Raw genomic sequence first — 13412 nt, 5'->3', positions numbered from 1 at the left:
TCGTTCTCCCTCTTGGTTTCTTTTGGCCTCACGGGGCCGATTCGCTCACATCTTACCCGTTGCCGCCTCGCCCAGCGCCTCAACTCCCCGTTCGGCCAGAAGCTTGTCGAGCCAATCGGGGTCCATCTCGGGCACCGAAGACAAAAGCAGGTCGGTGTAGGGGTGGTGCGGCGGCGTGAACATCGCGGTCTTGGGGCCCTGCTCGATCACCTGGCCCTCCTTCATCACCACCACCTCGTCGGCGATCGCCTTCACCGTGGCGAGGTCGTGGGTGATGAACATGTAGGACAGGCCCAGCTCGTCCTGCAGCCGCGCCAGAAGCTTGAGGATGCCTTCAGCCACCAATTGATCGAGGGCGCTCGTCACCTCGTCGCAGATGATGAGACGCGGCTCGGCGGCCAACGCGCGGGCGATGCCGATACGCTGCTTCTGCCCGCCCGACAACTCGCCCGGCAACCGGTCGCGAAAAATGGCCGGATCCATCTCGATCTGGTCGAGCAGCTCGTCCACGCGGACCCGCAGGCGGCGTCCCCTGAGCCCGGAATAGAAGCGCACCGGCCGGCCGATGATCTGCGCCACGGTCTGGCGCGGGTTCAGCGCGGTGTCGGCCATCTGGTAGATCATCTGGACCTGCCTGAGCTGGTCCTTGGACCGCTGGCGGTAGCCGGGCGGCAGCGCCTCGCCCTCGAAGCGCACAGCCCCACCCTTGGGCGGCAGCAGCCCGGTGATCACCCGCGCGGTGGTCGACTTGCCCGAGCCGCTTTCGCCCACCACCGCGACGGTGCGGCCGGGATGGATGTCGAAGGACACCTTCTCCAGCACCACTTGTTCGCCATAGGCCGCCGTCACCCCCTCGACCGAAAGGATCGGCACGCTGTCAGGGCCGGGCGCGGGCTTTTCGGGCCGGTGATAGCCGCGCACCGCCCAAAGCGACTTGGTATAGTCCTCGCGCGGGTGCTCCAGCATCTGCCGCGTCGGCGCGGTCTCGACCTCGTCGCCTCTGAGCAGCACCTTTATGCGATCCGCCATCTGCGCCACGACGGCGAGGTCGTGGGTGATGTAGATCGCCGAGGTGCCGAACTGGTCGACGATGTCGCGGATCGCCGCTAGCACCTCGATCTGCGTGGTCACGTCGAGCGCGGTGGTCGGCTCATCGAAGATGATGAGATCGGGGCGGCAGGACATTGCCATCGCCGTCATAGCGCGCTGCAATTGCCCGCCCGAGACCTGATGCGGATAGCGAAACCCGATCTCCTCGGGGTTCGGCAGGCGCAGCTTGCGATAAAGTTCGATCGCAACCTCGACGCTTTCGCCGCGCCCGGACACGCCGTGGCGCACCGGCGCCTCGACATGCTGGTCGATCAGCTTGTGCGCGGGGTTGAAGCTCGCCGCCGCCGATTGCGCGACATAGGCGATGCGGCGGCCCAAGAGCGAGCGCTTCTCCTCGGTCGAGGCGGTCATCAGGTCGATGCCGTCGAACACCACCGCGCCGCCCGAGATCCGCACCCCGTCGCGCACATAGCCCATCGCGGCGAGGCCCAGCGTCGATTTGCCCGCCCCCGATTCGCCGATCAGCCCGAGCACCTCGCCACGACCCAGCGTCAGGTCGATGCCATTGATGATCGGGTGCCATGCCTCGTCCGAGCGGCCCTCGATCCGCAGATCGCGTATTTCCAGAAGCGGCGTCACGATTTCAGCCCCGAGGCGCGGTGCAGCATCCAGTCCACGACGAAGTTCACCCCCACGGTCAGGATCGCAATGGCCAGCGCCGGCAGGAGCGGCGCCAGCGCCACCATCGGCGCGAAGGCCGCGAAGTTGATGAACTGCGCGAGGTCGCGGACCATGGTGCCCCAATCCGCCAGCGGCGGCTGGATGCCGACGCCAAGGAACGAGAGCGAGGCGATGGTCAGGAACACGAAGCAGAACCGCAGCCCGAACTCGGCCAGAAGCGGCGCCATGGCATTGGGCAGGATTTCGCGGAACACCAGATGCCCCATGCCCTCGCCGCGCAGCTTGGCGGCCTCGACGTAATCCATCACCACGATCCCGATGCCGACCGAGCGGGAGAGGCGGAACACCCGCGTGCTGTCGATCACCGCGATGATCAGCACCATGTAGAGCGTCATCAGCCCGCGCGCCCCGTCGGCCCAGACGCTCGCGATGGTGAGCAGCAAAAGCGCGAAAATGAGCGAGGGGATCGCCATCAGCACATCGACGCCGCGGCTCAGCACCTGATCGAGCCAGCCACCCACGACGGCGGCCAGAAGCCCCAGCGAGCCGCCGAGAAGGAACGCCAGCAGCGTCGTCGCGAAGGCCAGCCCCACGGTGTTCTGCGCGCCGTAGATGAGCCGCGAGAGGATGTCGCGCCCGATCCGGTCGGTGCCCAGCGGAAAGGCCGGATCGCCGCCCATCGCCGGGTCGCCGCCCGGCACCACGTTGGCAGCACCCAGCACCGCCTCCTGTCCGTAGGGGGCGATCCACGCGGCAAAGATCGCGACGATGGCATAGATGAGGATCACGAGGATGCCGAAGGCCGCCGTCAGCGGCATCTTGCGAAACTGCCGCCTCAACCGCTCCGGCCCCAGATGCCGCCCCGCAAGGCGAAAGACGAAGGCCGCGGCGGCGCAGAGGAAAAAGCCCATCACCGCCCAGCGGAAATAGACGGCACCCGGCTTCATCCAGAGCCAGACCCCGCCCGCGATAGCGGCGAGCGCCAGCGCGTAGCCGAAGGCCACGCCATAGGACATGTCGCGGTAGCGCGGCGCGTTGCCGCTCAGCCTGCGCGCCACACAGAGGCCGATCCATGCCAGCGCCGCGATGGCGGCGAGCGCGCCGATGGCCCAGATCCAGAGACTCATTTGGGGTGCCTCAGACGCGGGTTCGAGATGATCGACAGGATGTCGGCGGTGAGGTTCAGCAAGATATAGGCCGCCGCAAAGATCAGGCAGCAGGCCTGCACCACAGGGATGTCGCGCAGCTTCACGCTGTCGACGAAGAGCTGGCCGATGCCGGGATAAACGAAGACCACCTCAACCACGACGACGCCGGTGACAAGATAGGCGAGGTTGAGCGCCACCACGTTGACGATGGGGGCCAGCGCGTTCGGGAGCGCGTGTCGCCAGATCACCCGCAGGGGCCGCATCCCCTTGAGCCGCGCCATCTCGATATAGGGCTGCGCCATCAGGTTGAGGATCGCGGCGCGGGTCATGCGCATCATGTGCGCGGTGACCACCAGCGTCAGCGTCAGAGCAGGAAGCAGGGTCTTTTCCAGCCTTTCGCCAAAGCTCATGCCGGGAAAGATGTTCGACAGCGAGGGTAGCACCGGGTTCACCACCGCAAACAGCAGGATCAGGATATAGGCCAGAAAAAAATTCGGGGCTTGAGATCGAGGACAGCGTCGCGATGTTGGCGCCCTTGTCGAAGGCGGTATCGCGCCACAGCGCGGCGAGGATGCCCAGACCCACCGCCATCGGCACGGCGATGGCCGCCGTCACGCCCGCGAGGAACATGGTGTTGGCAAAACGCGGCGCGATCTGCGCCAGCACGGTGGCCGAGGGGTCCACCCGCCCGGTGAAGCTCGCGAAGTTGGCCTGTGCGAAGCTGACCCCGAGATCACCGCGCGCCGCGTCCCAGAGCCATTGCACGTAGCGGACCGGTAGTGGCTGATCGAGGCCGAGTTGGGTGCGGATCGCCGTGACCGCCTCGGGCGTCGCGGACTGGCCCAGCACGGCCTGCGCAAAATCGCCGGGAAGCAGGTTCACCGCGCCGAAGATCACCGCCGAGACGATGAGCAGCGTCAGAAGGCCAAGCGCCAGACGCTGCAGGACGATGCGTATCACGCTCCCCAAGCTGTCGAAGTCTCCCCTGTGGCCCGGGACATGGGCCGCTCTGGTGCGGTTCCGCACCTTCTTGATTGACTTCAGGTTAGCGAAGCTTGGGGAGCTGTAAAGCCTTGTGAAGATTACCTTGCGTCGCTCAGCCGAAGATCGGCCCCTCGTTGCCACGGCCCAGCGCGTCGGTCGCGCGCACCAGTTCGGCCGAGATGCCCGGCTCGGACAGCGCATGACCCGCACGGGGAATCATCTTGAGCCGCGCGGCAGGCCAGAGTGCTGACAGCCGGTGCGCCCCGGAGGCGGGCAGATCATGTCATAGCGCCCCTGAACGATCAGCCCCGGGATCTGCGCGATCCGGTCCATCCGTTCGAGGATGCCCTGCCCCGGTGCGAGAAAGCCGCGATTGTGGAAGTAGTGGTTCTCGAGCCGCGAGAAGGCGCGGGCATATTCAGCCGGACCGTCGCCCAGCGGCCCGTCATTGTCGATCGAGGCCAAGGCGTTCTCCCACGAGGCCCAGCTTCTCGCATGGCGCAACTCGCAGCCTGCATCGCCCGAAAACAGCCGCCGGTGATAGGCGGCGATCAGGTCGTCATGCTCGGCCTGAGGGATCGGCGCGGTGAACCGCTCCCACAACTCGGGCCAGAACTGTCCCGCGCCGCCGCCATAGAACCATTGCAGCTCGGCCTCGGTCATCAGGAACACGCCGCGCAGGATCAGTGCCGCGGCCCGCTCGGGGTGGGTCTGCGCGTAGATCAGCGCCAATGTCGCGCCCCATGAGCCCCCGAACAGCACCCATTGCTCGATCCCGAGCATCTCGCGGATATGCTCCATGTCCGAGACGAGGTGCCACGTCGTGTTGGCCTCGACGCTGGCATGGGGCCGCGAGCGGCCGCAGCCGCGCTGGTCGAACAGGATGATGCGCCAGGCCGAGGCGTCGAAATAGCGCCGCATCGCTGGGCTGCATCCGCCGCCCGGACCGCCATGCAGCACCACCACCGGCTTGCCGTCCGGGTTGCCACATTGCTCGACATAGATCCGGTGCCCATCGCCCACCTCGACCATGCGCTGGTCGAAGGGCTCGACGGGGGGATGAAGATGCGCGATGGCGCGGCGGTGACCTGAGACCTTGTCCATGCCCGACCTATATAGGCACAAGCACCACGCCGTCACCCGCCCGCGACGAAGAAGGATCGAAACCATGCCGCAGACCGACCCCGCCCGCTCCACCGTCGATGCGCAGGAGGTCGCCAAGTTCGAGGCGATGGCCGCCGAATGGTGGGACGAGACCGGCAAGTTCAAGCCGTTGCACATGCTCAACCCCTGTCGGCTGGGCTACATCACCGACCAGATCGCGGCGCAGTTCGATCGCGATCTGTCCCGGAACAGGCCCTTCGAGGGGCTGCGCCTGCTCGATATCGGCTGCGGCGGCGGGCTATTGTGCGAACCGATGGCCCGGCTCGGCGCAGAGGTGATCGGCGCGGACGCGGCGGCGCGCAACATTCCCGTGGCGCGGCTCCATGCCGAGCAGTCGGGCCTCGAGATCGACTACCGCCACACCACTGCCGAGGACATGGCGGCGGCGGGAGAGCGGTTCGACGTGGTCCTCAACATGGAGGTGGTCGAGCACGTCGCCTCGCCGATCGACTATCTCACCGCCTGTCACGACCTGCTGCGCCCCGGCGGGCTGCACATCTGCTCGACCCTCAACCGCAACGCCAAGAGCTTCGGCATAGCGATCCTCGGGGCGGAATGGGTGATGCGCTGGCTGCCCAAGGGCACGCATGACTGGAAGAAGTTCATCACCCCCGACGAGCTTTACGACCTGCTCAAACGCGCCGGGCTGGCGCCGGTGGACCGCAAGGGCATGGTATTCAACCCGATCTCCTGGAGCTGGTCGCTGTCGGAGCGCGACCTGTCGGTGAACTACGTCACTTCGAGCCTGCGGCCCGAGCGGATCACGCTCTGATCATGGCCTAGCGGGTGACGCTCTAGTCCACGTCCGAGAGCCGAAGCCTGAGCTCGCGCAGCACCGGAAGCGCCGCGCGGGCGCGCTCGGCCCCGACCCGCTCGACCACCTCGCAACGATCGGCGTGATCGCGGCCACGGCGGCATTGCGCGCCTCAAACCCGGCAGGCTGATCGCCACCATCTTGCGGCGCGCGTCGTCCCAGTCGGGGCGGATATGCACCCAGCCCGCCCATTCGAGCTTGCCCAGCGTGTTGGTCATCGCCCCGCGCGTCAGGTGGAACGTCTTGGCGAGTTGCGCCGGACTGCGTTCGGTCCCCGAAAAGGCGAGGTGGTTCAGCACCGAGAAATGCGACAGCTCCATGCCCTTGGGCAGCACCTTGGACATGGTGTTGCGCGCCAGCTGGTCGACGGCCAGAATCTCGCTGAACAGCGTGATGGCGAGGTTGTCGACAGGCTGGCTCATGCGGGTCCATCATAAGGGCGATCATGCGCGAGCGAGGGCACCCGCCGTCTCGCTTGTGCCACTTCGGCGAGGTCCAGATCAACGATGGTGATGCCGGTTGCCGTACCGGCATCGACGATCACCGCGCCCCACGGGTCCACCGCGAGGCTATGGCCCCATGTCTCGCGCGCCCGCCCCTCGGTCGCGGCGTGCCGCCCGGTCTGCGCGGCGGCGAGCACGAAGGACCCCGTCTCGATCGCCCGGGCGCGCAGCAGCGTTTCCCAATGCGCGGCGCCGGTAACCGGAGAAAAGGCGCTGGGCACCAACAGGATCTCGGCCCCGGCCTGTGCAAGCGCCCGGTAGAGTTGCGGAAACCGGAGGTCGTAGCAGATGCTCAGACCGATTGCGGCCAGCGGCGTCCGGGCCAGCACCGCGCGGTCGCCGGGCCGGTAGCCGGCGGATTCGCGGTAGGTCTCGGTTGCGCTCACCTCGACGTCGAACATGTGGATCTTGTCGTAGCGCGAATGGACCGCCCCGTCCGGGCCGATCAGCAGCGACCGGTTGGCAAAGCGCCCGTCGGCCTCGTCGGTCCTGACCGCGACCGAGCCCAGCGCCAGCCAGACCCCGGCCTTTGCCGCCTCCTCGCGCATGGCCGCCAGCATCGGATCCTCCGCCTCATGGCACAGAACCTCAAGCTGCCTCGCCCGGCTGGCCGAGACGCAGTTGCTGACCTCGGGCGTGCAGATCAGCTTTGCGCCCTGCGCCACCGCGTCGCGGACCATCCCGCGCAAGATCGAGAGGTTGCGCGCGGGATCGTCCGAGGCGGTAAGTTGCAGGAGCGCGGCGCGGATCACTTGCCCAGCAAGGGGTCGAGACCGCCGCGCCGGTCGAGCAGCGCCATGTCGTCATAACCGCCGACATGGGTGTCGCCGATGAAGATCTGCGGCACAGTGCGCCCGCCATTGGCGCGCTGCGTCATCTCGGCGCGGCGCTGGGGCGCGGCCACGACGTCGATCTCGGTATAGGAGACGCCCTTTTGCGCCAGCAGCCGCTTGGCGGCGTGGCAATAGCCGCAGGTGGGCGAGGTGTAGATTTCGATCTGTGGGGTCGCGTCGGGCATCAAGGCCTCCGGTACATGAGTGGTTTCCCCTGATCTAGGGGTCCGGGGCCGCGCGGGCCAGTGCCGCGACGTATATCTGTGCCGCACCCGCCGCGCGGGCGGCCTGCGCGCAGGCGGTGAGCGTGGCGCCAGAGGTCAGCACGTCATCGACGATGAGCACCGCCCGCCCCCGCATCCCGGCCCCGCGCCGCGGATGCGCCCGGATCGCGCCATCGAGCGTCGCGCGGCGGGCCTCGGCGTCCTGGCCGCCGAGCGAGGCGGTGGGGCGGTGCCGCCAGAGCGCGTCGGGCCCATGCGCGCAGCCCAGCGCGCGGGCGACCCCCGCGGCCAGCAGCGCCGACTGGTTGTAGCGTCGCCGCCAGAGCCGCGACCGGTGCAGCGGCACCGGCACCACTAGCATGTCGGGCCGCGCCAGATCCGCCACTGCCCGCGCCATCCAGAGCGCCATCGGCGCGGCGAGATCGGTGCGGTCGCCATGCTTGAGCCCCAGCACCAGCCGCCGCGCGCCGTCGCGGTAGCGCAGCACCGCCCGGCCCTGCGACCATGGCGGCGGAGCTGACATGCAGGCGTCGCAAACCAGCCCCGGCTCGGCCTCTCCCGGCAGGGGCCGGGCGCAGAACCCGCACATCGCCCCGCCCAGAAACGGCGTGTCGCGCCAGCAGGCGCCGCAAAGCGCGAAATCCTCCTCGGTCATTTCGCCGCAGCCCATGCAGGCGGCGGGGTAGATCGCCCTCAGGACGCTTTGCATTCCCATGCTGGACCCCTATCTCGGGCGCATGTCACAGACCCAGACCACGGCCCAGCGCCCCGCCCTGTTCGACCGCCGCGCCCTTGCCCGGCACCGCGCCCGCGCCGCGCGCGATCCGGCCCTGTTCCTGCAGGAGGCCGTGGCCGACGACATCGAGGATAGGATCGCCGAGGTTAACCGATCCTTTAAAGACGTGTCCGTGGTCACGCCCTGGCCCGATCTGTGGGCCGCGCGCCTGCCGCGGGCCCGGATCGTGGCCGATGCCGAGACGCTCGATCTCGTTCCCGCCTCGCAGGATCTCGTGATCCACGCGCTGGCGCTTCACTGGGCCGAGGACCCCATCGGCCAGTTGATTCAATGCGCCCGGGCGCTGCGTCCCGACGGGCTTTTGATCGCGACGCTGTTCGGCGGCGAGACGCTGGCCGATCTGCGCGCCGCCCTCACCGCCGCCGAAACCGCCGTCACGGGGGGGCTTTCGCCCCGAGTGGCCCCGATGGGCGAGATCCGCGATCTCGGCGCGCTCCTACAGCGCGCGGGGCTGGCGCTCCCCGTGGCGGACGGCACGCCCTATGATGTCAGCTACGAGACGCCGTTCCACCTGATGCGCGATCTGCGGGCCATGGGCGAGAGCAACGCGATGGCGCACCGCCTGCGCCGCCCGACGCGCCGCGCCGTTCTGGCCGAGGCGGCGCGGCTCCATGCCGAGACCAGCGCACGCCCCGATGGCCGCGTGGGCGCCCGCTTCGAGGTGATCACCCTTACCGGCTGGGCCCCTTCCGCCGATCAACCCCAGCCCTTGCGACCGGGCTCCGCGACCCGAAGCCTCGAAGAGGCTCTGCGCCGCGCCCGCGACGATAGCGCCGATTGACCCCGAACCGCGGGACCGCGAGGCTGCACCGGCGCGCGAACCGGTTGCCGGCCCCGCGTTGCCGCTACCTTACTCTCGACATACCCAAAGACTGCTGCAGCCCCGAGGACAGACGATGCTCGACGCGACCCGACCGACCCATGCCCCCGCCGATCACCCGGCGCTGCCGAAATCCCGCGTCGGCATTCTCGTGGCCAATCTCGGCACGCCCGACGGCACCGATTACCGCTCGATGCGGCGCTACCTGTCGGAATTCCTCTCCGATCGCCGCGTCGTCGACACCAACCCGCTGATCTGGCAGCCGATCCTGCAGGGCATCATCCTGTCGAAGCGGCCGCAGAAATCCGGCGCCGCCTACCGTTCGATCTGGAACGAGGAGTTGAACGAGAGCCCGCTCAGGACCATCACCCGCGCCCAGACCGAGGCGTTGCGCGCTCGCTTCGAGGCAGAGCATGGCGACGCAGTGCAGGTCGAGTTCTGCATGCGCTACGGCAATCCCTCGACCAAGTCGGTGGTGCGCCGCATGGTCGAGAACGGCTGCCGCAAGATCCTGTTCTTCCCGCTCTACCCGCAATATGCCGGCGCCACCTCCGCCACCGCCAACGACGCCTTCTTCAAGGCGCTTTCCAAGGAGAAGTGGCAGCCCACCGCGCGGGTGGTGGACCCCTATTTCGACCGGCCCGACTATATCGAGGCGCTGGCCAATTCGGTGCGGCGCGCGCATCCGACGCCCGAAAGCCGCCCCGAGGTGCTGGTCTGCTCCTATCACGGGCTGCCCAAGCGCTACCTGCTGGAGGGCGACCCCTATCATTGCCAGTGCCAGAAGACGACGCGGCTGCTGCGCGACGCGCTGGGCTGGGAGGAGACGCGGGTGGTGAACACCTTCCAGTCGGTCTTCGGGCGCGAGGAATGGCTCAAGCCCTACACCGTCGAGGAGGTGGCGCGGCTCGCCAAGGAAGAGGGTACGCGCAGGATCTCGGTCTGCGCCCCGGCCTTCTCGGCCGATTGCATCGAGACGCTCGAAGAGATCAACGAGGAGATCCGCGAGAGTTTCGAACATGCAGGCGGCGAGAGCTTCACTTACATTCCCTGCCTGAACGAGCATCCCGAGCATATCGACATGCTGGAACGGGTGATCCGCGAGAACCTCTCGGGCTGGATCTGATACGAAAAAGGGGGCCCCAGCGGCCCCCTTCCTGCATCCGTCTCTATTCGATCTCAGATCAGCATGACCTGCGTGCCGATGGTCGAGAGCGAGAACAGCTCGGCGATGTGCTCGTTGTAGAGCCCGATGCAGCCATTCGAGGAACGCCGCCCGATCTTGCGCGTGTCGTGGGTGCCGTGGATCCGGTAGTATTGCCAGGTCAGCCACATCGCATGGCTGCCCAGCGGGCTGTCGGGACCGGCGGGGATGTATTCGGGCCATTCGGGGTTGCGCTGGCGCATCTCGGGCGTCGGGCGCCAGTCGGGGCCCTCGACCTTCTTGATGATCTCGGTGCGGCCCAGACGGGTCAGGTCGGGCGTCAGCGGCACCGAGCTGGGATAAAGCCGATAGATGCTCTCGTCGGCGCTCCAGAAATGCACGGCCCGGCTCTGGGTATCGGCAAGGATCGCGCCGTTGCGCAGATCGGCGAAATAGGGCCGCCAGTCGAGCGCGCGGAAGCTCGAGACGTTGCGGCTCACGGAGGACGAGATGTCGCCTTCGATCTCGGTGGAGCCGGACAGGGCCAGCGCCGGGCTGGCCAGCACGGTCGCGCCGAAGGCGGCAGTGGCGGCAATGAAGCCGCGACGGTTCAACGCTTTGGGGTCATGACCCATGCGAATCTCCAGAGCAGGGGGTGACGTCACCAGAATCTCGTAGATCGCGTTTGCGTGAGGCGCAATTCACCGAAACGTCAACTTGGCGAGGCCCCGCCGATCCCGTTTGATCTGTCGCGCCGCTGCCGCTATCAGGCGAGAGTTCTGGACCTCACAGGTGACGCATGCAGCGACGCGAGCTGATTCTCGGCCTTCTTCTCACCGGCCTTTCGGCCTGCGCGGCGCCCACGGGCCGGATCGGCCCCGACGGCTTGCCGCTGCCGCAGGTGTACCGAATCAGGCCGGAGGACGAGGCGCAGATCCCCTACCGGATGCTCGACGGCGTCAACACGCTGCGCCAAGCGCGCGGGCTGTCCATGCTCACCCTCGACGCGCAGCTCAACGCCGCCGCCGCCACCCATTCGCGCGACATGAGCGTGCAGAACCGGCCTTGGCATTTCGGCTCCGACGGCTCGTCCCCGGTGGACCGTCTCCGGCGCGTCGGGTTCTCGGGGCGTCTGGTGGGCGAGACGATCTCGGAAACCTACGAGACCGAGCTCGAAACGCTCGCCTCGTGGATGGAGGAGTCGGCGACGCGTGACGTGATCCTCGACCCGTCGGCGACCCGCATGGGCCTTGCGTGGTTTCAGGAACCGGCAGGCAAGATCTGGTGGACGATGGTGCTCGCGGCCTGAGGCTGCCGCCATGTCAGGGACCGGATCGTTCTGGAACCTGTATCGGACATGAAAAAAGGGGCGCTGCGGCGTCCCTTTCTCGTGTTGGCCGATGCCGAACCCCGCTCAGGCCTTGACGAAGACCGGGGTGTAATCACCAACCATCGAATAGATTTCCTCGACCTCGTGATTCATCACGGCGATGCAGCCCGCGGTCCAGTCCTTCTTGCCCTCGACCACGCTGGGCGTGCCGTGGATGAAGATCTCGCCGCCCGGGCTCTTGCCATAGGCTTCGGCAAAGGCGCGATCGTTGGCATTGGGATAGGAGATACCGACCGAGAGGTGATAGGCGCTGTTGGGATTGCGCCGGTCGATGATGTAGGCGCCTTCGGGCGTCTTGCCGTCGCCTTCGAACTGCTTGTGACCGACGGGGGCGAAGCCAAGCTGGAAGGGATAGGTCTTGATCGCCTTGTTGCCGCTGAGCAGGTAGAGTTTGCGCTGCTGCTTGAAGGCCATGATCGAGGTGATCTGAGGCCCATCATAGCTCAGCACCCGGCGGCCCGAACAAGCTGCGAGAAGCGCCGGCGCGGCGAGGAGAAACTTGCGTCTGTCGATGGTCATGCTGCCCACTGTCCCGGTCTGAAGCCGTTTCGGCGAATTTAGCGGATCCGTGAAATCCCGCCTAGGGGGAGCCTCGCGCATCATGGTTAGAACCGGGTGAATCGTGTCGCCAATTCCACATGCGGCGACCAGCGAAATTGGTCCACCACGGTCACAGGACCCATCTCGAACCCCTTGTTCACAAGGGCTTTGGCGTCGCGCGCAAAGCTCGACGGGCTGCAGGACACCATTGCGATCACATTGATTTGAGATGCGGCGAGAGCGGCCACCTGCGCCTGAGCGCCCGCGCGCGGCGGGTCGATCACGGCGGCATCGAATCGCGACAGCTCGTCCGGCAGGAGCGGGCGGCGGAACAGATCGCGCGTCTCGGTGCTCACGCGCTTGAGCCCCGGCACCCCGCGCCAGCCCCGATCGAGCGCCGCCAGCATCGCGGCCTCCCCCTCGACGGCGTGAATCTCGGCCCTTTCGGCCAGCGGCAGCGAGAAGGTGCCGCATCCCGCAAAGAGATCGACGATGCGCGCGGCCCCGCCCACGGAGGCACGCACGCAGTCCAGCAGCGCCGCCTCGCCATGCGCGGTGGCCTGAAGAAAGGCGCCGGGCGGCGGCACGACCCGCGCGCGGCCCATCATCTGGACGGGCGGCTCGAGTTCGGCCACGATCTCGTCGGCCCAGACCAGCCGCGCAATCCCCGCCTCGCGCGCGATGTCCGGAAGCGCGATGCGCAGCGCCTCGGTCAGCTCCTTGTCGGTGTCGATATGCAGATCGGGGCCCGCTTCGCTGGCGGTCACGGTCAGGCCCGCCTCGCCCTTGCGCGATGCGGCAAGTGCCGCGATCCGCTCCAGCGCCGGGATCAGCGCCGTGAGTTCGGGCAGCAGCAGGCGGCAGCCCGGCACCTCGATCACCGTGTCGGAGGCACGGGCGTGAAAGCCCACGAGCGCGCCCTTCTTGGTGCGCCGCCCAGCGAGACGGGCACGGCGGCGGCTGTCGGCGGGCGAGGTGAGAACGCGGGCGATCTCGCCCGTCAGCCCCTGGGCGCGCAGCGCGGTGCGCACGATCTCGGCCTTCCAGCCTTCGACGAAGCCGTCGGAGGCGTGCTGCATGGCGCAGCCGCCGCAGGCCTTGAAATGGCGGCAGGGCGGTGCGATCCGCTCGGGCGAGGGGGTGACGATCTTCGCAGCCTCGGCCGTGAGCATCACCACTTCGCCGGGCAGGGCGCGCGGCACGAGAGTGCCGTTCTGCGCGCGCCCCATGCGTGATGCGTCACCCTCTCGATCGTCACCTCGCCGCGGGGCGCGGGATCGGGTTGCGGGGTCTTCGGCGGCAGGGTCTCGGTCATGGCGTC

The 13412-nt window shown here is 67.8% G+C and carries 14 protein-coding genes and 3 pseudogenes; 5 read left to right on the top strand and 12 right to left on the bottom strand.

What is annotated here, in order from left to right; genetic code table 11:
- Positions 1–45 precede the first annotated feature (45 nt).
- From MBELCI_RS03820 to MBELCI_RS03810, 3 genes and pseudogenes are all read right to left on the bottom strand, one after another.
- Positions 46–1689, bottom strand: a complete 1644-nt coding sequence (locus MBELCI_RS03820) for an ABC transporter ATP-binding protein (RefSeq protein ID WP_021692836.1) — start codon at positions 1687–1689, stop codon at positions 46–48.
- Positions 1686–2858 carry an ABC transporter permease gene (locus MBELCI_RS03815; RefSeq protein WP_021692835.1) on the bottom strand — a complete coding sequence of 391 codons (1173 nt, stop codon included), beginning with the start codon at positions 2856–2858 and terminating at the stop codon, positions 1686–1688. The genes MBELCI_RS03820 and MBELCI_RS03815 overlap by 4 nt, the downstream gene beginning before the upstream one ends.
- A pseudogene (locus MBELCI_RS03810) lies at positions 2855–3794 on the bottom strand (ABC transporter permease). The gene MBELCI_RS03815 and the pseudogene MBELCI_RS03810 overlap by 4 nt, the downstream one beginning before the upstream one ends.
- Here MBELCI_RS03810 and MBELCI_RS21460 point away from each other — a divergent pair.
- Complete coding sequence (locus tag MBELCI_RS21460) at positions 3678–3917, top strand: hypothetical protein (RefSeq protein WP_235047564.1); 240 nt, start codon at positions 3678–3680, stop codon at positions 3915–3917. The pseudogene MBELCI_RS03810 and the gene MBELCI_RS21460 sit on opposite strands and share 117 nt — an antisense overlap.
- 58 nt (positions 3918–3975) lie before the next feature.
- On the opposite strand, the pseudogene pip reads toward MBELCI_RS21460, so the two are convergent.
- Positions 3976–4967 (bottom strand): annotated as a pseudogene (gene pip, locus MBELCI_RS03805) (prolyl aminopeptidase).
- A gap of 64 nt (positions 4968–5031) precedes the next feature.
- Between pip and ubiG the strand changes: the two are divergent.
- On the top strand, positions 5032–5799 hold the full coding sequence (ubiG, locus tag MBELCI_RS03800) for a bifunctional 2-polyprenyl-6-hydroxyphenol methylase/3-demethylubiquinol 3-O-methyltransferase UbiG (RefSeq protein ID WP_021692832.1): 768 nt from the start codon (positions 5032–5034) through the stop codon (positions 5797–5799).
- A gap of 22 nt (positions 5800–5821) precedes the next feature.
- Here ubiG and MBELCI_RS03795 read toward each other — a convergent pair.
- The 4 genes and pseudogenes from MBELCI_RS03795 to MBELCI_RS03780 form a co-directional block, all read right to left on the bottom strand.
- Positions 5822–6263, bottom strand: a pseudogene (locus MBELCI_RS03795) (MarR family winged helix-turn-helix transcriptional regulator).
- Complete coding sequence (locus MBELCI_RS03790) at positions 6260–7093, bottom strand: carbon-nitrogen hydrolase family protein (protein ID WP_045319682.1); 834 nt, start codon at positions 7091–7093, stop codon at positions 6260–6262. The pseudogene MBELCI_RS03795 and the gene MBELCI_RS03790 overlap by 4 nt, the downstream one beginning before the upstream one ends.
- Positions 7093–7362 (bottom strand): glutaredoxin 3, encoded by a 270-nt coding sequence (gene grxC / locus MBELCI_RS03785; RefSeq protein ID WP_021692829.1) that lies wholly within the window; start codon positions 7360–7362, stop codon positions 7093–7095. The genes MBELCI_RS03790 and grxC overlap by 1 nt, the downstream gene beginning before the upstream one ends.
- A 34-nt stretch (positions 7363–7396) precedes the next feature.
- Entirely contained in the window at positions 7397–8116 is a 720-nt protein-coding gene (locus MBELCI_RS03780) for a ComF family protein (RefSeq protein WP_045319669.1), read from the bottom strand.
- Between MBELCI_RS03780 and MBELCI_RS03775 the strand changes: the two genes are divergently transcribed.
- Both MBELCI_RS03775 and hemH read left to right on the top strand, forming a co-directional pair.
- The gene (locus MBELCI_RS03775) at positions 8115–8978 is read left to right on the top strand and encodes a methyltransferase domain-containing protein (RefSeq protein ID WP_021692827.1); all 864 of its coding nucleotides are present in this window, start codon (positions 8115–8117) and stop codon (positions 8976–8978) included. The two genes, MBELCI_RS03780 and MBELCI_RS03775, sit on opposite strands and share 2 nt — an antisense overlap.
- A gap of 115 nt (positions 8979–9093) precedes the next feature.
- Positions 9094–10143, top strand: a complete 1050-nt coding sequence (gene hemH / locus MBELCI_RS03770) for a ferrochelatase (protein WP_021692826.1) — start codon at positions 9094–9096, stop codon at positions 10141–10143.
- Positions 10144–10196: 53 nt separating this feature from the next.
- Here hemH and MBELCI_RS03765 read toward each other — a convergent pair whose 3' ends face one another.
- Positions 10197–10796 (bottom strand): L,D-transpeptidase, encoded by a 600-nt coding sequence (locus MBELCI_RS03765; protein WP_021692825.1) that lies wholly within the window; start codon positions 10794–10796, stop codon positions 10197–10199.
- A 164-nt stretch (positions 10797–10960) separates the two neighbouring features.
- Here MBELCI_RS03765 and dalA point away from each other — a divergent pair, with 164 nt between their 5' ends.
- Positions 10961–11470: a divisome-associated lipoprotein DalA gene (gene dalA, locus MBELCI_RS03760; RefSeq protein WP_021692824.1), complete on the top strand. Its 510-nt coding sequence runs from the start codon at positions 10961–10963 to the stop codon at positions 11468–11470.
- A 105-nt stretch (positions 11471–11575) separates the two neighbouring features.
- Here the strand turns inward: dalA and MBELCI_RS03755 are convergent, their stop codons facing one another.
- From MBELCI_RS03755 to MBELCI_RS22470, 3 genes are all read right to left on the bottom strand, one after another.
- Entirely contained in the window at positions 11576–12070 is a 495-nt protein-coding gene (locus MBELCI_RS03755) for a L,D-transpeptidase family protein (protein ID WP_021692823.1), read from the bottom strand.
- Between the two features lie 86 nt (positions 12071–12156).
- The gene (locus MBELCI_RS03750) at positions 12157–13320 is read right to left on the bottom strand and encodes a class I SAM-dependent RNA methyltransferase (RefSeq protein WP_021692822.1); all 1164 of its coding nucleotides are present in this window, start codon (positions 13318–13320) and stop codon (positions 12157–12159) included.
- Complete coding sequence (locus MBELCI_RS22470; protein WP_369385345.1) at positions 13263–13406, bottom strand: hypothetical protein; 144 nt, start codon at positions 13404–13406, stop codon at positions 13263–13265. Before MBELCI_RS22470 ends, MBELCI_RS03750 begins: the two co-directional genes overlap by 58 nt.
- Between the last annotated feature and the right edge of the window lie 6 nt (positions 13407–13412).

It is taken from the genome of Limimaricola cinnabarinus LL-001 (assembly GCF_000466965.1).
In the GTDB taxonomy this organism is placed as follows: Bacteria; Pseudomonadota; Alphaproteobacteria; order Rhodobacterales; family Rhodobacteraceae; genus Limimaricola; species Limimaricola cinnabarinus.
This window is presented reverse-complemented; position numbering and strand designations above follow the sequence as displayed.

Bases quoted from the DNA above. Each gene is read 5' to 3' on its own strand.
- dalA (WP_021692824.1), top strand. From the start codon at position 10,961: ATGCAGCGACGCGAGCTGATTCTCGGCCTTCTTCTCACCGGCCTTTCG.
- hemH (WP_021692826.1), top strand. From the start codon at position 9,094: ATGCTCGACGCGACCCGACCGACCCATGCCCCCGCCGATCACCCGGCG.
- MBELCI_RS03780 (WP_045319669.1), bottom strand. From the start codon at position 8,116: ATGGGAATGCAAAGCGTCCTGAGGGCGATCTACCCCGCCGCCTGCATG.
- grxC (WP_021692829.1), bottom strand. From the start codon at position 7,362: ATGCCCGACGCGACCCCACAGATCGAAATCTACACCTCGCCCACCTGC.
- MBELCI_RS03815 (WP_021692835.1), bottom strand. From the start codon at position 2,858: ATGAGTCTCTGGATCTGGGCCATCGGCGCGCTCGCCGCCATCGCGGCG.
- MBELCI_RS03775 (WP_021692827.1), top strand. From the start codon at position 8,115: ATGCTGGACCCCTATCTCGGGCGCATGTCACAGACCCAGACCACGGCC.
- ubiG (WP_021692832.1), top strand. From the start codon at position 5,032: ATGCCGCAGACCGACCCCGCCCGCTCCACCGTCGATGCGCAGGAGGTC.
- MBELCI_RS03750 (WP_021692822.1), bottom strand. From the start codon at position 13,320: ATGGGGCGCGCGCAGAACGGCACTCTCGTGCCGCGCGCCCTGCCCGGC.
- MBELCI_RS22470 (WP_369385345.1), bottom strand. From the start codon at position 13,406: ATGACCGAGACCCTGCCGCCGAAGACCCCGCAACCCGATCCCGCGCCC.
- MBELCI_RS03765 (WP_021692825.1), bottom strand. From the start codon at position 10,796: ATGGGTCATGACCCCAAAGCGTTGAACCGTCGCGGCTTCATTGCCGCC.
- MBELCI_RS03755 (WP_021692823.1), bottom strand. From the start codon at position 12,070: ATGACCATCGACAGACGCAAGTTTCTCCTCGCCGCGCCGGCGCTTCTC.